12 protein-coding genes are annotated in these 24,222 nt (G+C 45.5%); 2 read left to right on the forward strand and 10 right to left on the reverse strand.

The genetic code is table 11. The features are described from left to right. Positions 1-50 precede the first annotated feature (50 nt). On the reverse strand, positions 51-6,044 hold the full coding sequence (locus tag M301_RS03490) for an alpha-2-macroglobulin family protein (RefSeq protein WP_013147375.1): 5,994 nt from the start codon (positions 6,042-6,044) through the stop codon (positions 51-53). A 166-nt stretch (positions 6,045-6,210) separates the two neighbouring features. Between M301_RS03490 and lpdA the strand changes: the two genes are divergently transcribed. Further along, positions 6,211-7,980 carry a dihydrolipoyl dehydrogenase gene (gene lpdA, locus M301_RS03495; protein WP_013147376.1) on the forward strand — a complete coding sequence of 590 codons (1,770 nt, stop codon included), beginning with the start codon at positions 6,211-6,213 and terminating at the stop codon, positions 7,978-7,980. Positions 7,981-8,035: 55 nt separating this feature from the next. Beyond that, the gene (locus M301_RS03500; RefSeq protein ID WP_013147377.1) at positions 8,036-9,406 is read left to right on the forward strand and encodes an FAD-binding oxidoreductase; all 1,371 of its coding nucleotides are present in this window, start codon (positions 8,036-8,038) and stop codon (positions 9,404-9,406) included. Positions 9,407-9,420: 14 nt separating this feature from the next. Here M301_RS03500 and M301_RS03505 read toward each other — a convergent pair whose 3' ends face one another. The 9 genes from M301_RS03505 to M301_RS03545 form a co-directional block, all read right to left on the reverse strand. After that, complete coding sequence (locus M301_RS03505) at positions 9,421-9,774, reverse strand: DUF2069 domain-containing protein (RefSeq protein ID WP_013147378.1); 354 nt, start codon at positions 9,772-9,774, stop codon at positions 9,421-9,423. After that, positions 9,771-10,496, reverse strand: coding sequence for a HugZ family pyridoxamine 5'-phosphate oxidase (locus M301_RS03510; RefSeq protein ID WP_013147379.1), 726 nt, complete (start codon positions 10,494-10,496; stop codon positions 9,771-9,773). Before M301_RS03510 ends, M301_RS03505 begins: the two co-directional genes overlap by 4 nt. Positions 10,497-10,665: 169 nt before the next feature. Beyond that, entirely contained in the window at positions 10,666-11,259 is a 594-nt protein-coding gene (wrbA, locus tag M301_RS03515; protein WP_013147380.1) for an NAD(P)H:quinone oxidoreductase, read from the reverse strand. A gap of 22 nt (positions 11,260-11,281) precedes the next feature. After that, complete coding sequence (locus M301_RS03520) at positions 11,282-14,464, reverse strand: translocation/assembly module TamB domain-containing protein (RefSeq protein ID WP_013147381.1); 3,183 nt, start codon at positions 14,462-14,464, stop codon at positions 11,282-11,284. Further along, complete coding sequence (locus tag M301_RS03525; RefSeq protein WP_238524662.1) at positions 14,464-16,161, reverse strand: autotransporter assembly complex protein TamA; 1,698 nt, start codon at positions 16,159-16,161, stop codon at positions 14,464-14,466. The genes M301_RS03520 and M301_RS03525 overlap by 1 nt, the downstream gene beginning before the upstream one ends. A gap of 111 nt (positions 16,162-16,272) precedes the next feature. Continuing rightward, complete coding sequence (gene purB, locus M301_RS03530; protein WP_013147383.1) at positions 16,273-17,643, reverse strand: adenylosuccinate lyase; 1,371 nt, start codon at positions 17,641-17,643, stop codon at positions 16,273-16,275. Positions 17,644-17,771: 128 nt separating this feature from the next. After that, entirely contained in the window at positions 17,772-18,767 is a 996-nt protein-coding gene (locus M301_RS03535) for a response regulator (protein ID WP_013147384.1), read from the reverse strand. Next, positions 18,764-22,483: a PAS domain S-box protein gene (locus M301_RS03540; RefSeq protein ID WP_013147385.1), complete on the reverse strand. Its 3,720-nt coding sequence runs from the start codon at positions 22,481-22,483 to the stop codon at positions 18,764-18,766. Before M301_RS03540 ends, M301_RS03535 begins: the two co-directional genes overlap by 4 nt. A gap of 200 nt (positions 22,484-22,683) precedes the next feature. Then, positions 22,684-24,144, reverse strand: a complete 1,461-nt coding sequence (locus M301_RS03545; protein WP_013147386.1) for a bifunctional 2-methylcitrate dehydratase/aconitate hydratase — start codon at positions 24,142-24,144, stop codon at positions 22,684-22,686. Positions 24,145-24,222 lie beyond the last annotated feature (78 nt).

Here is a 24,222-nt window from a genome sequence, read left to right on the forward strand (position 1 = left end):
TCAACAGCTCGTCATTCCTGCACTGACGGGAATGACGAGTGATGTAGAGTTTATTTACCAGCACGTCCCACAACAAGGTTAGCTGGCAATGAGCGCGCTTGTAGCAAACGGTTATACATTGATTCTGCATAAGCAGGCGGGACTACAAACTGACCGCTATTCGTTGCTTTGATTTTGTAGGTGAACTCGGTAATTGTATTGGTCACTGCGCCGTAAAACACGATGCGGTCCTCACGAATGTCAGCATAGCTAGGTTGCCAGCCACCACCAATGCCAAGTGGGCTAGTCCAGCTTGAAGTTTCTGGCGCTTGACCTTCGCCTTCGTTGTATCCATCTTCACTACCTTGGCCTCCTTGCGAAATGCTGCTATCCGTTTCGCTTACCGCAGCTTGCAACACAGGCTCAAAGCCGCCTGGCAACAAATCTACAATCGCTACGTCATCTACATTGCCATCAATAGAGCGAATCTTGATATGCACAGTGATTTCGTCTCCCATAGTGATAGATTTTAACGCGGCGCCTTTATCGTCAGTATATTCACGGATAATTTCCATGCCTTGTTTTAAAGCGGTGGTTGGTGGTTTTACGTCAAAACCAGACTCAGTCACTGCATAAAATAACGGTAAGCCACTAGGCCCTTGTAGCTTCAAGCGCACGGTGTCTGGCGAGAAGTTCACAAGTGGCGCAATGCTGTTTTCTTGCAATTTAAGCGCAGTGATTTTGCCTTGCTTGTCTATCGCGCTAATCCCCATTTGCCCTGCGACTTTTGTGCCAGCAACGTTCGCGTACGCATCAAAGCCGAGCAGCGCATAAGACGATGAAAGCGTATTGAAGCGACCTTCAGAAATAGGCTGCATGATGTTATTTAACGCGCCGCTTGAAATATCTTTCACTCTGTCTGGAAAGTGGCGTGACACTAAGTAAAGCGTTTGTGCATTCCGCACCACGTCATCGTAATAATGTCCGTAGATAGGTTTTTGACTACTGGCGTTTAATAATTTAACAGGTTTGGCCATTAAATCACTAGCTACGGCATGTTGTTGCAATAGTTGGTAACTTGCAGCAAGGTAAGCCGCAGCTAAGTCTGAGCGCCATTCTTTGAAGCTGCTATCAGTTAAAGCTTTAGCATCTAAGGTACTACGCAAGCTTGCCAGCAATGGCGTGGTGACAGTGCCTTCACGTGTTAGCAGGTAAGTTGCGTAAGCACGCACACGCACCGCATCTAAGTTTTCTGCTGGGCTGGCAGCTAATGTTTGCAAATATTCCAGGCCCTTTTTCAGCATGTCGGCAGGCACTTCCTCACCTACGTTCGCATGGTCACGTGCCTCCAGCATCATATGCACCGCATAAACACTGGCGAATTCGTCTGCACCTACGCTGGCATCCCACAAACCAAAGCCACCTTCAGCATTTTGGCGTGTGCGTAATACGCTCAAAGCATTTTCAAAGTTACCTTTTTTGGTGCTAATACTTGCCAAGAGCTCTGGGCGTTTTTTAAGCACGATAATAGGCATGACTTGGCTGACCAATTGCTCGGTACAACTATGTTCATAATTGGCTAAATATTCAAGCAAGCCGCCAGAAGCCACTAATGGCAACGGTGAGACGCTAGCCTGTTGTTTGCGATATTCTGCAAACATGGTGCGCTTCACGTTGACTTGCGTATCGCCTTTAAAGCTACCAGTTTGCATTATGGTTATGTGCGGCGTGGATGGACGCACACTAATTTCAGTGCCCAATTTCGCAGACTTATCGCCGATATTAGCCGTGAATTCAATTCTAGCGGAGCCTAATTTTGCAGCTGCGCCTTCTTTGACTTTCAGCTTATAAAGACCAGTGCTTTCATGCATTTCACTGATTTTTAGCACTTGTTTAGCGGAGCCAACTAACTCAAAAGCAGATGAGGGCACGAGATTCAATGTGACCGCGGCATCTTTGCCTGAACCTTTGACGTTATTCGCCACACCGACACTCACGTCAAATATATCGCCTGGCGTTACTGTAAGTGGTGCATTGGGCGATAGTACAAAGTCGCCTCGTACTAATGCATCGCTGGTGGTAATGCCGATGCTGGCATCGTTCACCATCACTGCAATGATGCGCATTTTTCCGTTAAATGTTTCTGGTACCGTGTAGCTAAATTCTTTGCTACCAGTCACATCTACAATGCCAGACCAATAGACCGCTGGCTTGTCAGTTTTACGTTTGAACGGATTCAAATGTTTACCTAATGCACCATCGGCATCGCCGCCCGGCGCGGTAGCCGCCATGATTTTTTTGAATTCAGGTAAGATTAAATCTAAAATCTGTGACGTGGAAACTTCCAACTGTCGTTTTTGGAAGAAGAAGCCCAGCGCGTCAGGGTTGTGATACCTTGCCACTTGCAATATACCTTCATCCACCGCAAACACCACAGCACGACCAGGTTTAGCCGCGTCCAGTTTCATTTTTAGTACTTGACCCGGTTTGATAAGTGGTTGGCTGCTGAGCTTCAGCGTATTGGTACGCTGCGCCAAACTCGTCACGAAAGGTACGACACCATAAGATAGCGGGCTGGTGAAGATTTCATCCGAACTTGGATCGCGTACAAACTGCACACTCACATAACCGTTACCTTCAAAATCTGCAGGTAGCTTGATTTTTTGCACAGAGGCTTGTGAGTCGGCTTTAAACCATTGTTGCGCATATACTTTGTCGCGCTCAATGGTAATCAAGCCAGCACCTACATAAGGTGCGCGGATGCTGACGCTAATCTCTTGACCTGGCGCATAGTCTTTTTTATCCAGGACAAGCTGTAGTTCTGCATTGCGCTGTAACGAGCGGCTGACGTTGCCCAAGCCTGCTACGCTATATTCCACGCGGTTAAGTTCTAAGCCATCTTTGTTTTTAAGCACGTAAGCAAAATCGCCAGGCGTTTCGGTAGCAAGTGCCAGACTGTTTCCTGCAGCTTTGATGCTGTAAGGTGATGCTTTGATGAGCACTTCTTTTTTGCGTGATTCATATTTGAAAGTGCCGCTACCTTGCTTGGTCAACACTGAAACATATTTACGCTCAATCAGATTTAAGCTTAAACCTTCAGCGACTACTTTTTGCAAGGTAGAGTTGACTGCAATCAGATTAACGCTACGTTTGCTGGCTTTGCTGACATAATTTAAGTCACCATCTGCTTTAAAGCCTATCAAATAAGGTTGTTCTGAAATCAAGGTTGCGACTTCGGCAGAAACACTGCGTCCACCACCAGCTTCATACGCTTGCGCGACAATGTTAAGTCGGTAAGTCGCTTTAGTGTATTTCTCTAAACCTAAGGCAAATTCAGCCACACCTTGCGCATTACTTGTGGCATCACTTAGCTTCTCGCTATAGCCTTCTTTGGCGCGCAACGGATCATAGAAGGCAAAGTCTGCATATTGGCTAAATGCTGGGTAAGCAGGGCTGAGCGTCATTGTCGCAGTCACGCGTCTATTTTCAGCCGGCGTGCCAAACAAGTTTTGCACATTGATGTTGGCTTTTAAATCTTTAGGATTCAGCCAGCCCTCAGTGTTTTCAGGGTACAGTGTGGCCTCTTTCGCAAACAAGGCTTTTACCTTCATGCGGTCAGGCTGGAACTCCTGTACCTTTACGCTGACCGAGCCTAGTTGCTGATACGCATTTCCGTCTTTCACCGAGTAAAGATTAATATTGTAAGTACCAGTAGGTGAGGTTTCTAAGGTTTTATATTCCAGCTCGTTAAAGCCGCCTGCGCCGAGTTTAACCATTTGAGTTTTCACTACCAAACCGCGTGCATCCAGCACTTCGGCCTGAAGCGGCAAGCCATCTAGTGCTTTAGCCCAAGTTGCAGTTTTTACGATCATACCGATATGCATGGTGTCACCAGGACGGTAAATGCCGCGATCTGAAAACAGATAGGCATTTAAGCTATCTGAACTGGTGGCATTGGCAATGCCACCTACATCAAAGCGTGAATAATCTAGGTTTCTGTCGTAGTGGTTAATCGGTAAAAAGCTTAAATCGCCAGCTTTTTTCACAATGTATAAAATTGGTGAGCGTTCACGTTGTAAGCCATCTAGCTTGGCAAAGTTAACGCGACCATTCGCATCGGTAGTTTGGCTGAATATAGCTTGGCCATTTTTTGCAATCACTTCAACCGCCGCGCCGGCCACTGGCAAACCAGTATGAATAGACTGAACGTAAACTACTTGGCTACCATCGAGTTCTTTTTTGGCGATTAAGCCTAAATCAGTGACAAGAATCAGGCGTTTATCTACGAAAGCTTCTGGGTTTTGGTTTTCCGATGAGTTGTAATCAGTGCTGTCGTCAGCTTGTTCGCTGCCATCAGCATTAGCCTCTTTTTTAGGTTTGTAACCACGAACTGTAAGCAAGAATACGCCACGCTTCTCTTCACCTTTGCTCAAGTATTCACTTAAATCCAGCGCTTCGTAATGCGCTTTGCCTGCTTCTAAGTTGAGTGGGATGCTTTTCTCAAAACGCTCACTCAAGTTATCGCCATCAATATAGTAATTAAAAGATGGATTACTAAAATTGCCGCTGCTTTGCGTAATGAGATGTTGTAATTGACCTGGCAGAATACGACCAATCTCCATTTGTAAGCCAGGTAAGTCGCGTGCTAGCACTGCTACTTTGCGTTCACCGCTTAAGGCTAATAAGGAGCCTTGGCTGAGAATTTTAACTTCTGCTGGAAATACTGGTACCTGTAAAATGTGCTGCTGAGTCGCGCCTAATTGGTAGCCACCAAATGATTTTAAGCCTTTGTCGATTTGTACATAAATATAACTGCCAACATCTGCTTTGTACTTAAATGAATGTGCTTCTATGTTCTCGCGCTCAGCCGGAATCGCTTCTAGTGGAAGAGGCTTGCCTGCAGCAAGCACAGCTTCAGTAATGTCTTTGGTGTTAGACCAAGCATGAGGATACTTCAACTCTTCTGGCGTACTGACCAGTTTGTTCCGCGGCAACACCCATGCTTTAATGTGGCTCGCCATGTCTTTTTCATTCACTGCGGCTGAAGCATTGAGTAATAAAATTTGCTCAGGCTCGTTCTGGTCATTTGAAACTACAATCGGGCTAACTTCGTTGATCATTAAGCTATACAAGCCTGGTACGTTCACACTTTGTGTTAAAGCTGTTTCAAATGCTTTGCCGCCCGCGGCTGCTTTTATGCCTTCATCTATCGTTACTTCTAGCACGCTATCATCTTTAGGTATGGCTAGTGGCGCAGAGTGTATATAAGCGTTGAGTTTTAATTTATCGTAACTGACGACGAATGGAATCTTGTCAGAACCAAAGCTTAATAAGCTATTTTTGTTACTACGCATTTTTAGCGTGATGCTCTTTTCTAATTTTGCTGCATCTACTGGATGAGTAAAGTTCAGATTCACCACCACTTTTTTCATTGCGGCATTAATTGGGTCTTGATAAAACTCACTATTGGTAATGTTTGCAATAAATAATGGTGAAGTGAATTCTAAGTCCCATTTGTCTAGTAAAGTCTTAGCTGTAAACGCTTTGGCATTCAAGCTGACTTTGTATTCTGTGCCTACTGGCCAGTCAGCTTTCGGCTGAAATGACAGCTCATTTTCAGTATTCCATTTCCATACGCCCTCGATTTTTGGCATGATGTTCACACCTGCAGAAATCACTTTTCCAACTTGTTCAATCGGCGCGACTGAGCTGTCAAAACTTATTTTGAGTGGGTTTGGCGGTAAGTTATCTTCGATTTGCGTTCTGGTAGGTACTGTCACCGTCACTTTCACCGTAACAGGTTGCGGTCTGGATTTGTACCAAGCCCAACCTTGCCAGCCGCCTGCACCAAGTGCTGCAATTAAAGCCAGTATGCCTAAGCCTTTGAGCGGTTTTTGAATCATGGCTAGACGTAGCTCGTTCAGCTTGCCACCACACCATTTCATCCATGAGGGTGCTTGATAATTGACAGAGCCGAGTAAATGATTGAGTAAGGCACCGAGCAGCGACCATAATTTAGCGAAAATCATTTGAATAAATTGCAAGCCAGCACGAATGAATGACATGAAAAACCCTTTATTATGAAAAGCCCTTTTTGTAAAACCTTGTTTGAAGCAGGCTTAAATTTTTAGTGTGTAAATCATACTACTGATTCATATATTTTGAAGGTCTTTAAGGTCTTTTTGATGATAAAATTACGATAAATAACTGAAGATTTAACAAAGGGTTGGCATGAGCAATTTATTAGAAGTTTTGGTTCCAGATATTGGTAACTTTGATAGTGTGGATGTGATTGAAGTACTCGTAAAAGTAGGCGATGTCATTGCTAAAGAAGACTCACTGATGACCGTTGAGTCTGATAAAGCGTCTATGGATATCCCGTCTGCAGTTGCTGGTATCGTCAAAGAGCTAAAAGTAAAAGTCGGCGATAAAGTGGCTAAGGGTAGCTTGATTTTGTTAGTTGAGGCGGCGGCAAGTGCTGAAGCGCCAGCTAAAAAAGAAGTCGCTGTGGAAACTGCCGCCGTCGAAGTTAAGCCTGTCGCAACGCCAGTATCAGTAGTTACTTTAGGTGCTGCAGATTTACATGCCGAAGTCGTTGTGTTAGGTTCAGGCCCAGGTGGTTACACTGCGGCTTTCCGCGCTGCTGATTTAGGGAAAAAAGTGGTACTGGTTGAGCGTTACTCAACACTTGGTGGTGTTTGTCTAAACGTTGGCTGTATTCCTTCTAAAGCTTTATTGCACACGGCTAAAGTCATTACTGAAGCTGAAGAAACTGCGCATCACGGCGTGACTTTTGGCGCGCCACAAGTTGATTTAGAGCAGTTGCGTAATTGGAAAGCGAATGACGTAGTAGGTAAACTGACAGGTGGTTTAGCGGCGATGGCTAAGCAACGCAATGTCACCACGGTACAGGGCGTGGGTAAGTTTACCAGCCCGAATCAAATGTCCGTTACATCTGAAGATGGCAAAGTGACCACCATTTCATTTGATAACGCAATTATTGCCGCCGGTTCACAAGCGACAAAATTTCCAGGTGTTGCAGCAGATGAACGTATTATGGATTCTACGGGTGCTTTAGCTTTGGCTGATGTGCCTAAACGCATGCTAGTAATTGGTGGCGGGATTATTGGCTTAGAAATGGGTACCGTGTATGACGCGCTAGGCTCTAAAGTCAGCGTGGTTGAATTTACTGATGGCTTAATTCAAGGTTGCGACCGTGATTTGGTGCGCCCATTACAAAAACGTATGGAAAAACGCTTTGAAGCAATTATGTTGAATACCAAAGTGGCTAGCATGGAGCCTAAAAAAGACGGTATTCATGTGGTATTTGAAGGTGTGAATGGCAATGCTGATGCACCTAAAGGCGTTGAAGTGTATGACCGCGTGTTGGTGTCTATTGGTCGCCGTCCAAATGGTAAAAATATCGGCGCTGAAAATGCAGGCGTTGCTGTGGATGATTATGGATTCATCGCGGTCGATAAGCAAATGCGTACCAATGTGCCGCACATTTTTGCGATCGGCGACATCGTCGGTCAGCCAATGTTGGCGCATAAAGCGACGCACGAAGCTAAAGTAGCCGCAGAAGTGATTGCAGGTGAAAAGGTTGAATTTGTTGCATCAGTGATTCCATCAGTCGCTTACACAGATCCAGAAGTGGCTTGGGTTGGCGTGACAGAGATAGAAGCTAAAGCCAAAGGTCTTGAGATTGAAAAAGCCTCATTCCCTTGGGCTGCTAGTGGTCGCGCATTGTCAATTGCGCGTACAGAAGGTACTACTAAGTTGATATTTGATAAAAATACACATCGCGTGATTGGTGCTGGTATTGTTGGCGTGAATGCGGGAGAGTTATTGGCCGAAGCGGTGCTAGCCATTGAAATGGGTGCAGATGCCCATGATTTAGGTCTAACGATTCATGCACACCCAACGCTATCTGAAACTATTTGTTTCGCGGCAGAGATGAAAGAGGGCACGATCACTGACCTCTACATCAAAAAACGTTAGATTTAAACGCTAGATTTATTTGAATTTCGATTGAGTTTTATAAAAGAGCGCCTACATGTCATCTGCTGATTTTTTATCTAAGCTAGCGCAGCTTCTGCCTATCGCACAGGTCTATACCGATCCAGTAGATTGCTACGCCTATGCTTATGATAATTCGCGCATCTTTCATGCGCCTATCGCCGTGGTTTTTCCGCTGAATACCACCGAAGTGCAAGCGGTGATTAAGCTTTGCAACGCTCACAAAGTGCCAGTGGTGCCGCGTGGTCGTGGCACGGGCACTGCGGGCGGTAGTGTGCCAGAAGCCGGTGGTGTGGCCTTGTCCTTAGAGCGCATGAATAAAATTATCAGTGTAGACCCAGATAATCGTATGGCGATTATTGAGCCTGGCGTGCTAAATCAAGAGCTACAAGATGCAATTAAAGGCGTCGGTTTCTTTTGGCCGCCAGATCCATCAAGTGCGGCTTATTGCAGCATAGGCGGTAATCTAGCGACTTGCGCCGCAGGCCCACATGCTGTGAAGTATGGTGTTGCACGTGACCATGTGCTCGGTTTAAAAGCGGTGACAGGTAATGGCGATATCATTAAAACAGGTTGTTACACCAGTAAGGGTGTGGTCGGTTACGATTTAACGCGATTATTGGTTGGTTCTGAAGGTACGCTGGCCGTGATTGTTGAGGCGACACTTAAGCTCACCCCTTTGCCAAAACACACTGGCGGCATAACTGCTGAGTTTGCTGATACTGCCAGTTGCGCGCGCGCGATTGCAGCGATTATGGCGCAGCCATATACGCCAAGTGCATTGGAGTTTTTAGATAACGGCGCCTTGAATTTGATTCGTGGTCGCCATAAAAACCTGTTGCCAGAAAATGCCCGCGCTTACTTGATGATAGAGGTCGATGGTGCGCAGCAAGAGATTATTGAAGCCACGCAGGCGATTCTGCAAGCGTGCCAAGTAGATGGCTTGATTGAGGCAAAACCTGCGGAAGATACCAAAGCATTATGGGCTGCACGCAAGGCTTTATCGCCATTGCTTAAAGATATTGCACCGAAGAAAATCAATGAAGATATTGCTGTGCCGGTGTCACATCTACCTGAATTGTTAACAGGCTTAGAGAAACTAGCCGCGCAATACAAGATTTCAAACGTGAATTTTGGTCATGCAGGCAACGGTAATATTCATGTGAATTTATTGGTCAATCCTGATAATGCTGATGAAATGAAACGTGCTTATGAGTGCTTAGATGATGTGTTTAGTTTGGTGCTTTCTCTGCAAGGCACGCTATCGGGTGAGCATGGCGTTGGCATGGCGAAGCGTCCATTTATTTCACGTGAGATTGATGAAACAACCATTAATTTAATGAAAGCCGTTAAGTTAACGTTTGACCCGAATAATATTTTGAATCCGGGTAAGTTGTTTCCTAAGTAGGTAGCTTTACCTATTTATTTTGCACGGGTAAATTTTGCATAATAAATAGCGCATCCAAAAAATATTACGGTGAGTGACACCTCAAATAGCGCTAATTTGGCTGACAACCCAACGTCCGACCAAGCGCGTACAACACCCTCGGTAAAATATAGCAATATAAACATACTTGCCCATTTGTAGGTATAGCGCTTGCCATGCAGAATGCCAAACAAAGGCAGTAGCAATGGCAGAGTTTTGAATATCAGTAATGAACCTCCAGGTTTAAATGGCGCCAGAACCCCTTCCCATGCCAAACAAAGCAGGATGAGCGCGATTAAGCTAGTGCTAGCGCCTAGCTGAAGTTGTTGTATGCTCGGTTTTTGCATCATACTTTTGCGACTTTCGACATATTTACCAGTGCCATTCTCGCAGATTGCGCATCATGAATGGGCTGATCAAAATTGAAACGCAAAACTTGTGTTTTACCATCTTCAATATTTACTTTTGCATCAAAACCATCGGCATCGATGCCCAACATTTCCGCATGCGTCGCACTCACATTGTGGAAATGCTTGCTGTAGGCAATCAAGCTATGCACATGGTCGGTATTCATGTGTTCGATGATGGAAGTTTCTTGCGCGGCAAGAGGTGAATTTTCTGTAACTTCAGCAGGCTGCATCGCATCTCCTGAAATCCAGCCCATCTTGCCAAAACCAGCAATATAGCGCGCTTGGGCAATTTCGATACGATAGAAACTGAAATCATGCATATCAAAATAACCTGCGGCTTGCGGCATGTAACGCAAATAGCGTGCGCGTAAATTGGCATCTTCTTTATCTATTTTTTTTGCCTCGCCCATGAGTGTAAGGCGCCCGTTCGCTTGTAAATCGTCATCGCCTGCAAACACTAGTAATGACACTTTTGGGTTAGCAATAATGTTCTGAGTGTGTTCTGCAATGGTGCTGATAAGAATAATGGGTTGACCACTGTGATCCAACACAAAAGGCGCGATTGAGCCGAATGGATAGCCTGCAAATTTAACAGAAAGCGTAGCAAGAACGCCGCTATGGGTAGAACGTAAGAACTGTAAGGCTTCTTTTGCCAAGGTCATTATTTATTCTCAATGTACATTGTTTACAAAAATATTTGTATGAAATTATATGTGTCATTTTGAGTGACACGAAGAGTCTAGTGTTTATGGGCTAGTGCAAACTGGATTCTTCGTTACACTCAGAATGACGAGTTAGGCGTTGGTTCGGTAATAATCTTGCGCAGAGATTCTAAACTGAAAGTTTTAATGCAGTTTCCGCCAACCGTTTGCCTAATGCCAAACATAGTTTTCTTTCATCTGCGCTAATGGCTTTATCGTCCATCGTGCCGCCAATATGGCTTGCACCATAAGGTGTGCCGCCAGTTTGCGTGCTAGATAACTCGGGTTCTGAATAGGGCAAACCCACCATCAGCATGCCGTGGTGCATCAATGGCAACATCATGGTTACTAAGGTTGTTTCGTTACCGCCGTGCATAGAGCCTGAACTGGTAAATACTGATGCAGGCTTGCCGATAAGCGTGCCCTTTAACCACAAGCCAGCGGTACCATCTAAAAAGTATTTCATAGCCGCCGCCATATTGCCAAAGCGAGTAGGACTGCCAAGTGCTAAGCCTATGCATTCTTCTAAATCGCTTAGCTCTACGTAAGGGTCGCCACTGCTCGGAATGTCTGGCTCAGTCGCTTCGCAATTCGCTGAAACTTTTGGCACCGTGCGAATGCGCGCTTTGATACCAGCTACGCTTTCAACACCACGTGCAATCAACTGCGCCATTTCACGAACGGCGCCACCTTGTGAGTAATATAAGACTAGAATTTCGTTCATCTGGTTAAATTATGTTGATTAGTTATTTGAAGCTAAAAGTATACAGCACATCCACGGCGCTTTCTGTGCCTGCTTCTCCGCGCAGTGACCAGCGTGAGGTCATGTTGTAGGTGAGTCTGGCGACATCTAAAAGTCCGCTGATGCTTTTTTGGTAGCTAAGATATAGCCTTGATGAAAGCCGTTTGCCAAATACGACGGCTGCGCTATCTGCATCACCGCCAGAAAAACTAAATTCATCTAAGCCAGCAGCTCGGGCTAACTGTGTTTGCAATGGCACGGATTGCCCTTGCGAGAGCAAAACGCCAGCAGCTAAAGAGAGTAAGCCATAGTCATTTTTGCTGGTTTGATCCATGCCGTGACCTAGCACCAGCCAAGATAACTTTTCACTATCCGCTACAGTTGGGTCGGAAACTAATTTGGTGATGGGGATGAAAGCCGTACCTGTCACTTCGATACCTGCATTGACTGGTGTTGTGTTGCGCATGGCTCTGATATTCAAGCCAGGATTATCTACAGTGCCATTAAAATTGATAATGCCACGCTCTATGGTTAATTTTTGACCATACGCTGAATACGAGCCTTCTTTTACCTGAATAATGCCTTCGGTATGTGGGCGGTACTGTGTTAAACCGGTTAAGGTCATCGCACCGGTCAGCTGCGCATCCAGCCCACGGCCACGTAAGGTGAACTCTTCACCTAAATCGATGCGTAATCCGTTAAGTAATATTTTGAGTGCAGGTTCGGGGACTGTATCAGTTTGCCCTAGAATCACAACGTCATCACCAAGGACTGGTGTGTCTTCGTCAGACAGTTCGACTAGTCCTTTCGCTACCTTGAAGTTGCCTGAAATCATAAGCAGGTCATTTGTTAGCGTGGTCTTGCCCGTACCATTTAAGATGAGTAAACGGTCAGCGCGAGAGATTGCTGTGAAGTTTTGGGCTGACCAGTCGAGGTCTATTTGTGGCTTTGTTTTATCTAAATTAGCGGTGTCTAAACGAGCAGTGTCGAGCAGTAAAAATCCTGTCGCTTGTAAATGACCGTCGCCGCCTTGCCACGTGGCTTTTGTAATAAGCAGCTTGTCATGCTCGAAGCTGGCTTGCAACTCGCCATTGGTAAAGCTTACGCCTTCTGTCGGTAGCGAAAATTGCAGGTTTTTACCATCTACATTACCGCTTAAATTGGGTGCTGCTAGTGTGCCGCTAGCGGCAACGGTTATATTCAAATGACCATCAAAGCTGGCATCCATCAATGACGTTGGCATTGGCAGCCATGCAAGTGTTTGTAATTGCGCTTTGCCATTTAATGTCAGCGGTGCGCTGGCGAGCAGGGCAAACCCAGCGTTTACTTTGGTGAATGTGGTGCTTAAACTAGCCTCTAAAAAGCCAATATTTTGCCCATTAAGGCTAGTGCTAATCTCGGCTTGATTATTTACAAACTTGGCATCAAATTTTGCCTCTTGCAAACCAAGTGGCTTCTTGCTGCCATCGGCTGTGGTCATGGTGAAGTCGCCAGTGTCGTGCCATAAGTTAATATTGCCATTTAAACTATCCGTCGCTTTTATATCCCATTTAGCTGAAAACGTAGGGCTGCCTTCTAGTGTCGATGGCAATATGAATAACTCTGCGGGTATATCGTCTAGCGCCAATTCATCTGCGTGGCCTGTGCTTGCAAAGCCATTGGAGTCAAATTTTATAAGGTCAATGAACAGATTGCCTTTATTTAATTTTATGTGTGCTTGCTCGAGTGTTGCGCCTTTCGTGTCTAATGACAGCGATGCTGGCGCGGTAAGTTTGATAGGGGTAGCGCCATCTAAAGTGAGGCTTTGTAATAACCCTTGCCAGCGATTTGTTGCGGCAATTAAGCCGCCTTGCAGCGTGCTTTCAAATTTAAACTCTTTGCCTTGCGCCGTTAGGTTTATTTGATGTTTCGCTCGCGTGCCTTGTAAAGTCAGCTTGCCATCCACCACCGGATGCTTGCCGTATTGCAGGTTGCGGGCTGTAAATTCACCGCTCACCTGACTATTTTCATCAGCCATCATCGATGCCTGACCTTCTAGTTTGTCTGCTTTAAACCCGCTTGGCAGGCTGATATTTTTTGCCAGTAGTTTGAATTGCAGTGCTAAATTCTCAAAAGTACCTGTCACTGTGCCGCTCATATTTGCTTGGCCAGAATAATCTGTGCCAAATTTTCTTAAATCTGCTAAATCAGCCTGCCAATCAAGCTTACTGTCGGCTTGACCAAGGCTGCCATTGGCTTTAATGATATTGTTGGCGATACTTGCCTGCAGGTCGATATTGCGAATTTGCTTGCCTTCGATGCTGATGTTGCCACTGCTAAGCAGGGTTTGCTCTTGCCATTGGCTATCTCGCGCAGCAAATTGAATGGTGGTTTCCAAGGTTGGTAAAAATTTACCTTGTACGACAATATCAAAATTGAGCTTTGCCGTTGGGTAGCTGCCAAAGTTTTCAGGTTTGAGTTCATTAATCGTGATGTTGGCAGAGAACGGGTAATCATCCGCCAAGCCAAGTTGACCTTTGATGTTCACTAGCGCTGCGGTGGGCGTATTTGCTTGCTGAGTTTGGAATATTGCTAATTGATTGTTGAGTTTAGCGAGAATTATGTTGCTATTAAAATGCAAGGTTTGCAGATCGCCAGATAGATCTACCTTCACATCGTAGGGCGTGCTAGCGTCAGCTTTTTTGAGATTAGCCACTCCGTTAAGTGGAAACGGTTTTGCAGTACTCATTTGCAATGTGGTTGAAGCTTCACCCCAAGGCGTGCTGGCATTTAAGGTGTTGATTTTGATGGTTTTCGCATCAGCTTCAAGATTCAGTTTTAGGTTGCTGAACGTTTGTTTTTCGCCATTCTTAATCACTAATACTTCGGCAATTTCAGCTTGCCTAATTTGAATGGAAAATGGCGGTTTGATGCGTTCAGGCAATCCTGAGTCTTTAGACTTAGCTGTGCCGTCGCCTACTGTAATCGTAAGTCGTTTTGCGCGCATCTTATCTACCAACAGCTTGCCATCGCCAAATGGTGAGAACTGCCAGCTGGCATCTAATTTTTCAAGCTTCAGGTGAATGTTATCAAGGTCATAATGGAAGGTATCGAGGCTGGCATTGGCGTTAATCGACATTTCACCCTGCGCTGAAGTGACAAGCAAGGTCAGACCAATCATCAATAGCGTTAAGTAGCGGCGTAACATCAGAAAGCTACCCCTATATTAAAGTGGAACCGATACTCACCAGTCGCTTCACCATAAGCAATATCAGCACCAATCGGGCCTAAAGGGCTTTTCCAGCGTGCGCCTACACCATAACCATACACTGGTGACAAATCTTGCAGTGTGTTGGCGGCATTACCTGCATCCACAAACACTGCCGCACCCCATTGGCTTGTAAGCCATTGCACAACTTCAACACTGCCTGTTGCAATGTAGCGTCCGCCTACGGTGGCATCGCCTTCTGTCACACCTAAGCTTTGGTAAGCATAACCGCGTACAGACTGGTCGCCGCCTGCTCGAAATAAATATAATTCAGGGGCGCTGTTTTTGCCATTTACCAGACCAATTTCAGCTCGTGCGATGAGTTGGGTGCTAGAGGTGATCGGGTAGTAGGCTTGCGTTTTAACATGACTTTGCAAGAAGCTACCATTAGCCGTAGAGGTTGTTGGCGCACCAGTGAACTGCACGTTCAATAGATAACCACGTGTTGGGTTGAGATCGTTATCGGTATGTCTAAGTATGATGCCATAGCCAAGTGTGGCCGCATAAGTGCTTTCATTCCCTGCACCATCAACCTTGGTGCTTTCTGTGAGTAAATTTGCATTCACATATTGTTCACGTTTTCTATCGCCCCATGCCCGCTTAACGCCAACTTGCGTGACGGTGGAATCTAGGCCCTCTACCAGTGTATGAGATACATTTCCGTTCAGGCTATCTCGGTAACCTGCTTTAGTGGTTGGTAGATGAATTTCACTGGTAAGCACCTGCGCGTCCTGTTCTAATTTAAGGTTGCTACTTAATCTCCAACCCATATTAAACAAGTTTAAATCATCTACCGATAGCTGTAAGCGCGGTCCTGTATTGGTACTGTACCCAGCGCCTATACCCATTTTGATGCTGCGATTTTCGATGACTGTGACTTTAATCGGCGCGATATTAGGTTCAGCACTATTACTTGAGTTGAGTGTGTCCGCAGTCACTTCTACACTCTGAAAATAACCGCTTTCTTGCAAGCGCGTTTGAAAAGTCAGCAAGTCAGACTGGTTATAAATACGTCCTGCTTTAATGGGGTTAAGGTTCTCAACCACTCCAGGTTTGTAACGCTTTAAGCCTACTATTGTTGTATCGCCAAATCTAATCGCAGAGCCGCTATTTATCTCAATACTAAGGGCAACGGTCTGCGTTTCAAGATTAACCTCTGCTTTGCTGCTGCTAATGCTGGCATTGGGGTAACGCTCCACTAAAAACTCAGTCAATAACTTACGTTTGGCTTGGTTCCAATCCTCTTGGCGGAATGGTTCGCCTTTTTTTAGTAGCCACACTTCGTGCAATTTTTCTATACTAGGCTTGGCATCTGCTGCTTGAGTGGCAATGTCGCCAGTGAATTTCAACGACACATCGCCGACTAAAACAGGCGCGCCAGCTTCAACTACAAACTTGGCGACGTACACGCCATTTTGGTTTTCAAATGTTGGGCTGATTTTTGCTGCGAAATAGCCTTCAGTTGCGATTAAATCTTTGATGTTTTGGGGGGCTTGTGAGAATAGACGCTGCCATTCAGCAGGATTCATGCGTGGGTTGTCGCGCCACTTCACCATATCCAGATGTTTTTGCAGTAAGTCTTTGAGAGGTGGTGGTGCGGTAATTTCAACCTGATAATGTGCGGACTCTGCCTGCACAGGCAGAGTCCAAAAAAGCCACAAAAAACAGATTAAAAGGATTCTTCTCAAGTGTAGGCTACCTTTGATTGTTTGCCTGACTTGTAATTTGGCTAAATAGCAACCGTAGAGCTAAACGGTACGTGCTAGCTCCGCAGCCTTGCCAGTGTAGCTTGCTGGTGTCATTTCTAGTAGCGCTTGTTTTGCATCGGCAGGAATGTTTAAGCCACTAATGAATATGTGTAAAGAAGCTTTGTTGATGCCACCTTTACCGCGTGTGAGTTCTTTAAGTTGCTCGTACGGATTTTCAATACCATAACGACGCATCACGGTTTGAATCGGTTCTGCTAATACTTCCCAGCTGTTATCCAAGTCTGATGCCAACTTTTCTGGGTTAATTTCTAGTTTGTTTAAGCCACGTAAGCAAGAGTCGTAACCTAAAAGCGTATAACCAAAAGCCACGCCCATATTGCGCAACACGGTTGAGTCTGTCAGGTCGCGCTGCCAACGTGAGATAGGCAATTTTTCAGCTAAATGGCGCAACACAGCATTGGCTAAACCTAAATTACCTTCGGAGTTTTCAAAGTCAATCGGGTTCACTTTATGCGGCATGGTAGACGAGCCGATTTCACCCGCTTTTACTTTTTGTTTAAAATAGCCTACCGAAATGTAACCCCAAATATCACGGTTAATATCAATCAAAATCGTGTTGATACGACTTAGGCAATCGTACAGCTCAGCCATGTAATCATGCGGCTCAATTTGAATGGTCATTGGGTTATAAGTTAAACCTAAACTTTCAACGAAGTTCTTAGCAAAACTTTCCCAATCGAAATTTGGATATGCAGAAAGGTGCGCGTTGAAGTTACCTACAGCACCGTTGATTTTGCCTAGAATTTCATTGGCTTCAAGCTGCTTTTGTTGACGTTGCAGGCGATACACTACGTTAGCTAACTCTTTACCCATGGTGGTTGGTGATGCTGTTTGGCCGTGTGTACGTGACAGCATAGATTGGTCAGCAAGCTCATGCGATAAATCAGTTAAGCGTGAAATCAAGTTCGTCAGAAATGGCAACATCACCGCATCACGCGCGCTTTTTAGCATTAAGCCGTGTGATAAATTGTTGATGTCTTCAGAAGTGCAAGCAAAATGAATAAACTCGCTGGCTTTTTTAATTTCAAGATTGCCATCAAATTTCTCTTTAAGCCAATACTCAAGCGCTTTTACGTCATGATTCGTGCGCGCTTCAATCGCTTTAACTTGTGATGCATCGACTTCGCTAAAGTTAGCAATGGCATCATCTAGTTCTTTGATCGTCTCTGCAGTGAATGGTGCAATCTCTTGTAAATCTTTAGCCGCAGATAACGCTTTAAGCCATTCCACCTCCACCCAAGCGCGGTGTTTAATCAGCGCATATTCGCTAAAGTAAGGGCGTAAAGCGTCTAATTTAGTTTGATAGCGGCCATCAAGAGGAGAGAGTGCATTGAGCGTAGTAAGTGACATAGCGAGAAGAAATAAGCGTGTTAAGAAAACGTCATTTTACGCTGATTAGCAGGCTTAATCCATGAAAATTAGTTTTTGAGCGCAACCGCAATCATCATGCAGGTTTGAGTTGGGCGGGCGAAAACTCTTTAAATATCTTGCCATTGCCCGACTGTCTGCAAGACATGATCTAGCTCGCGCACCAAGGCATCCACGACTTGAGGGTCAAAATGTTTGCCGCTCTGCTCTTTGATAAGATCCATAGTTTTTTCCACAGACCAAGCTTCTTTATAAGGGCGTTTGTTGGTGAGTGCGTCGAACACATCAGCTACGGCGACGATGCGGCCCTCGATAGGGATTTTCTCACCTTGAAGCTTAGCGGGGTAGCCGCTACCATCCCACTTTTCATGATGATAAAGTGCTACAGAATGGGCGAGCTGAATAAGCTCAGACTTGGTGTTAGCCAAGATTTCTGCACCGATAAGTGGGTGTTGCTGCATGATGCGTATTTCTTCATCATCCAAACGTCCTGGTTTTAGCAAGATGTGGTCGGGGATGCCAATCTTGCCGATGTCATGCATGGGTGAGGCTTGCAGCAGTTTATCGGCAAAGTCTTCATTAAAGCCTAATGCCAGTGCGAGGATTTTTGAAATATGGCTCATGCGCATGACGTGCATGCCAGTTTCGTTGTCTTTATACTCGGCGGCGCGACCCAGACGTTGGATCAGCTCAAGATGTGTTTTTTTTAGCTCTTCAGCACTCACCAGCGAAAGGTGTGTACGTACACGTGCCTTGACAATCACTGGTGTGATTGGTTTGGTGATGTAGTCGACTGCACCACATTCAAAACCCTTGGTTTCATCCACTTCGTCTTTGAGCGCTGTGACAAAAATCACTGGAATGTGTTGTGTATTGAGTTGCGATTTGAGTTGCTGGCAGACCTCAAAGCCTGTCATCTCCGGCATCATGACGTCCAGAAGAATCAAATCAGGTAGTTCTCGAGCTGCGAGTTCGAGCGCATCGACACCGTTTTTGGCAAAACTTAAGCGGTAGTCTTGCTGCAGTACTTGTTTAAGTACCTTGAGGTTAGTAGGCTCATCGTCAACGATCAGTAACTTTGGTAATAGTTTTGCAGGATGTGTCATTGGTGAGCCTCGTCTTGAATCTGCGCTTGCAGTTGCGCGATGCGCTCAGAGGCAAGATCAAACTCAAAATCGTTGAGTGCATTCAAAATATGTTGGGTGGCATGTTGATAAAAAGCTGGTGCCATCTCATTGAGAGCTTGCATGCGCTTATCGTCTATTTCTGCTTGTTGAGAGGCTCGTGCAAGCTCTGATAAGAGCGTCTGGAGCGCCTGTGCATCATATGCTGTAGCGACCGCAGCTTTCGGTGAGTTGGTTGATGGCGCTGTTTTGTGAGCGCTTAGTTGAGTGTTAAAGCTATCCCAAGCGACTGCAATGTTTTGGATGGTGCTGGCTATGCTATCCATATCCTCTGCTAAGGCTTGTTTTTCTAACGCAGAAAAGCTTGCGTATAGCGTAGGCAGTGCTAAATTGCCACAAACACCTTTGTTCGAGTGTGCCAATGCGGCAAGCTGTTTGGCCTCTTTGTTCTCTAGCGCGCTATTCAAGCGCGACATTTGTAAAGGTATTTCGGCCGAAATTCGTTCTAACTCTTGAAAGTAAAGACGTTCACTTCCCCATAAAGCCAAGCCTTTTCCCACGTTAATGATGCCATCTTCAACATGTGCATTGTGGGTAGGCACGCTATCATCGTCTATTAGAATTGCATGATCTAAATGAAGTACGCGCATCATTTCGCGGGTAAGCGCTTTGATATCGATAGGTTTGGTTGCAAAGCCATCCATGCCAGCCTCGAATGCAGCGGCGCGGTCTTCTTGCAGGACGCTGGCCGTGAGCGCAATAATCGGTATGCGCGTGAGGTTTTTCTCCACCTCAACGACACGAATCTGAGATGCTGCACTTAGTCCGTCGAGTTGAGGCATTTGCACATCCATGATGATTAAATCAAAGGCCTGCTGATTAAACAGATGGATAGCCTCGACGCCATCGTTGGCGGTGGTAATCTGATGACCACTACGGCCGAGCAATATGCTGATTAAGTCGAGGTTTTGGCGAACGTCATCTGCAACAAGAATGTGCATTTTTGGCAATGGATACTCATGCTGATGTGCCTTCATTGTTTGAGCAGTGCCAGGTTGAAGAGGCAAAATCATGGTAAAACAACTGCCCGAGCCAATTTCACTTTTTGCAGTCAAACGACCACCCATCAGTTCGACGAGTTGTTTACTAATCGTAGTACCCAAACCCGTGCCACCAAATTTACGACTCATAGACGAGTCAGCTTGCGTAAACGGCTCAAAAATCACGTCTAAACGGTCTTGTGGAATGCCGATGCCAGTGTCGATGATCGAAAATGATAGCTCGTGATTATCTAACTGTTTGACGACTAATTTCACATAACCATGCTCGGTAAACTTAATGGAGTTGCCGAGCAGGTTCATCAGTATTTGGCGGATGCGATCTGGCGCTCCTAAATAGTAGGACGCGGTGTTAGGATCCAGTTCGAGTTGGAGATCTAGGTTTTTTCGCTTGGCTTGCACCCACAAAGTAGAAACGATGCTATCTACTAGCTCATACAACGAAAAATCTACTATTTCCAGCTCTAGTTTTCCTTTTTCTAGTTTAGCACTGTCTAAAATATCGTTTAGCAGGTGTAGCAATGACTTTGCGGAGTTATTGATGGTATTCATGTAGCGCCGTTGCTCGTCTTGCATCTCGGTATCCATCATGATCTCGCTAAAGCCGATAATCGCATTCATGGGGGTGCGGATTTCATGGCTCATGTTGGCAAGAAAGGTCGCCTTGGCGCTGGCGGCTTGTTCTGCCTTGTCTTTGGCTAGTTTTAAGTCATTTTCCATGCGGGTGCGTTCAGTAATATCAATCATGAACATCAACACCTTGCTTGGTTTGCCATCAGCATTTAATAAAGGGCTATAGGATGCATGTATCCAAACTTCGCTGCCGTTCTTACCAAGGCGCTTGAACTCGCCTTGCACAAACTCGCCACGATTAAGTGCTTCCCATTTGTTGCGATAGCTGGCTGAAGCGGCGTCTTGCGCAGAGCAAAAAATAGAGTGGTGCTTGCCAATCACTTCGTTTTTTTCGTAGCCTAGAAGCGTTAAAAAAGTAGCGTTAGCATCTAAAATCGTACCATTCATGCTAAATTCAGCTACGCTTGTTGACTGGTTGATAGCGCGCGCAATGCTTTCGTATTCTGCATGTCTGAGTTTGCTCTCAGTCACGTCCAGAATCACTCCATCCAGCATTTGTACCGCACCGGATTTGTCGCGAATAGCGCAACCCATTTCTGAGACCCATTTTTCACTGCCATCACGATGTTTGATACGATATTCAATAGCGTAGTGTTCGCCATTGGCGAGTGCAGTCTGTATCTCTGCAATGACACGTGCAGCATCTTCGGTGTGCGTGAACAGGGTGCAAGATAGACCATTTTTTAAGAACTCCTCTGCCGCATACCCCGTTAAATCTTTGACAGAGTCGCTAATGACTAACATGCGCCAGTCTTGATTGTATTGGCAGCGGAATGTGACGCCTGGAATGTTTGACATCAGTGAGCGCAACTGCTCATCGCGCTCCCGCATCGTTTTTTTCATGGCGTTACGTTGCGTAAGGTCAGTGATGAAGCCAAAAATCAAGGTTTCACCAGAGATCTTGGCTTTGCCGATAGCCAAGCGTATTGGAACGGTTGAGCCGTTTTTGCGCACTCCCGTCACCTCGCGGCCAACGCCTAGAATTTTAGCTTGCCCAGCTTCACCAAAATGCTTTAAAAAATGATTGTGTCGCACATGGTAAGCTTTTGGCATGAGTATGGCGGTATCTTGACCGACAATCTCCGCACTTTGCCAACCAAACAGTTGTTCTGCAGCATGGTTGAATGAGAGTATGCGGCCATTCATATCGATGGTGATGATGCCGTCTACTGCAGTATCCAAAATGGTGCTCAGGCGTGATTGGTTGTTTTGCAGTGAGCGCAACATTTGCCTGTAGCGAATCAACGCGTTGATAGACGCAGCTAATACGCCAATAAGTACTGTCACCAGCGAAATACCAAGCGATAACGAAGATGAGTGGTTGTTGATAGCATCATACATAGGGTCGATTACCCCAGTAATACGTGCCGAGGCCATGCCCGTATAGTGCATCGCGGCAATCGCAATGCCCATCAGACCGCCGCCCGTAGCTAGTGTGTAGATGGGTGATATTCGTTGCTGCTGGTTGAGGCGCAAGCTGACCCACAGCGCACTCGTTGCCAGTACCACAGCTACTACGACAGAAAGAAGTACCCACTGAAAATCAAACTTTAAAACAGGTGCCATTTGCATGGCCAGCATCCCCGTGTAGTGCATGGTGCCTATGCCTGCACCTACAATCAGCCCACCTAATAGTAAGCGTGGATACGTAAACTTTTCGCCAGAGAGTAAATGCAGCGCATACCAAGAGGCTAATACCCCAGGTGCCATTGATAATATAGTCGTCAACGTATCATAGTTAACGCGCGTACAAAGACTGAGAGCCATCATGCCAATAAAGTGCATGGACCAAATCCCAGCACCAAGCGATATCGAGCCTGCGATGATAGAGACTTGTCTGAGTAGTGGAGATGTTTGGTTGTGTGCGACACGTGCAAGCTGCATGCCGAGGATTGATGTGCCAATTGCAATCGCAATAGACAAGGCCACCAGCCAAGGGTCATACACGCCGTAGAGCAGTGGGGTAGGGTCGCTTTCGCGATATATAAAATGTTGAATGTCTATCATAATCTATCTACTAACTTGCAAACGCCTCATTACTTTGTAAGGCGATTTATAAGATAGTGATAGGGTACGATATGATTACTACAATTGATTGAAACAATAAAAGGCTATTTGTGGCCTACTTTTGTGGATAAAGTGTTGTGGCCTATAGCCCTCATAGTCAAAGGTGCGCAAATAAGAAGTCATTTGCACACCTTGGTTTATTAAGCGACTAACATATCTACAAACACATTGACTGGCGTTGCTTCTAGCTTAGTTTGGTCTAAACATAAAGCTAAAATATCCGCCTGTTTTTTTGCATCAAAACGGCGTGCTAAATTCACTTGGAATTTTTTCACTAGTTCTGGGATGCCTTGACGGCGACGGCGACGGTGACCGATTGGGTATTCCACGGCGATGTTGTCTGAGCTTGTATGGTCTTTAAAGAACACTTGAATCGCGTTTGCGATTGAGCGTTTTTCTGGGTTTAGATAATCAGCCGTGTATTCAACTTTTTCTACACATACCATTTTTGCACGAATTGCGTCGATGCGTGGGTCTGCCGCAGCTGCATCTTCGTAATCTTGCGCAGTTAAGTTGCCTTTTAGCAAACCAATGGCAGACATGTATTGGATACAGTGGTCACGGTCAGCTGGGTTATCTAGTGGACCAGTTTTATCGATAATGCGAATCGCTGATTCGTGTGTAGTAATCACGATTTTATCAATTTGTGCGATTTGCTCTAGTGTTTGAATCTCCTTGCCCACTTGCGCATGTAATTGAATTGCACATTCCACAGCGGTTTGCGCATGGAATTCAGCTGGAAATGAGATTTTAAACAATACTTGTTCCATCACGTATGAACCGTAACCACGTTGAAATTTAAATGCGTTGCCCTTAAATAACACATCATAGAAGCCCCATGTTTTGGCGGTCAATGCTGATGGGTAGCCCATTTCGCCTTGCATGGTCATCCACGCTAATCGAACGGCACGGCTGGTTGCATCGCCTGCCGCCCATGACTTACGTGAGCCAGTATTCGGTGAGTGGCGGTAAGTACGTAAGCTTTGACCATCTACAAATGCGTTAGAAACTGCGTTAATGATGTCTTCTTTATTACCACCTAGCAGTTTTGTCACTACAGCCGTTGAAGCAATTTTCACTAAAATCACATGGTCTAAACCTACGCGGTTAAAGCTGTTTTCTAACGCTAATACGCCTTGAATCTCATGGGCTTTAATCATGGCTGTAAGCACGTCTTTGATTGTCAGCGCAGTCTTTCCTTCAGCTACATTTTTACGTGAAATGTAATCAGCAGTCGCTAAAATGCCGCCTAAGTTATCTGATGGGTGACCCCATTCAGCGGCTAGCCACGTGTCGTTAAAATCTAACCAGCGTATCATCGCGCCAATGTTGAAAGCCGCTAAAATTGGATCTAACTGAAAAGATGTGCCAGGTACTTTTGCACCATTCGGCACTACGGTGCCAGCAATCACTGGGCCTAGTAATTTGGTGCAAGCTGGGTAATCTAAGGCTTCAAAACCGCAACCTAGTGTATCCATTAAGCAGTTGCGCGCGGTGTCGAATGCTTCGTCTGATTTAATTTCGTAATCAGCCACATAATTGGCGATATCGACAATCACTTGGTCTGGTGCAGGGCGTACGTTTGAAATGTGGGCTGACATATTTAGAAAACCTTTATTTGAATGATTTAAATTTTTTATATTTCGTCATTCTGAGCATAGCGAAGAATCCATAACGGT

It is taken from the genome of Methylotenera versatilis 301 (assembly GCF_000093025.1).
Classification (GTDB): Bacteria; Pseudomonadota; Gammaproteobacteria; order Burkholderiales; family Methylophilaceae; genus Methylotenera; species Methylotenera versatilis.

What these genes read in the sequence shown, in the direction of transcription:
- M301_RS03490 (WP_013147375.1), bottom strand. Translation starts at nt 6,044, where the DNA reads ATGTCATTCATTCGTGCTGGCTTGCAATTTATTCAAATGATTTTCGCT.
- lpdA (WP_013147376.1), top strand. Translation starts at nt 6,211, where the DNA reads ATGAGCAATTTATTAGAAGTTTTGGTTCCAGATATTGGTAACTTTGAT.
- M301_RS03500 (WP_013147377.1), top strand. Translation starts at nt 8,036, where the DNA reads ATGTCATCTGCTGATTTTTTATCTAAGCTAGCGCAGCTTCTGCCTATC.
- M301_RS03505 (WP_013147378.1), bottom strand. Translation starts at nt 9,774, where the DNA reads ATGATGCAAAAACCGAGCATACAACAACTTCAGCTAGGCGCTAGCACT.
- M301_RS03510 (WP_013147379.1), bottom strand. Translation starts at nt 10,496, where the DNA reads ATGACCTTGGCAAAAGAAGCCTTACAGTTCTTACGTTCTACCCATAGC.
- wrbA (WP_013147380.1), bottom strand. Translation starts at nt 11,259, where the DNA reads ATGAACGAAATTCTAGTCTTATATTACTCACAAGGTGGCGCCGTTCGT.
- M301_RS03520 (WP_013147381.1), bottom strand. Translation starts at nt 14,464, where the DNA reads ATGTTACGCCGCTACTTAACGCTATTGATGATTGGTCTGACCTTGCTT.
- purB (WP_013147383.1), bottom strand. Translation starts at nt 17,643, where the DNA reads ATGTCACTTACTACGCTCAATGCACTCTCTCCTCTTGATGGCCGCTAT.
- M301_RS03535 (WP_013147384.1), bottom strand. Translation starts at nt 18,767, where the DNA reads ATGACACATCCTGCAAAACTATTACCAAAGTTACTGATCGTTGACGAT.
- M301_RS03540 (WP_013147385.1), bottom strand. Translation starts at nt 22,483, where the DNA reads ATGATAGACATTCAACATTTTATATATCGCGAAAGCGACCCTACCCCA.
- M301_RS03545 (WP_013147386.1), bottom strand. Translation starts at nt 24,144, where the DNA reads ATGTCAGCCCACATTTCAAACGTACGCCCTGCACCAGACCAAGTGATT.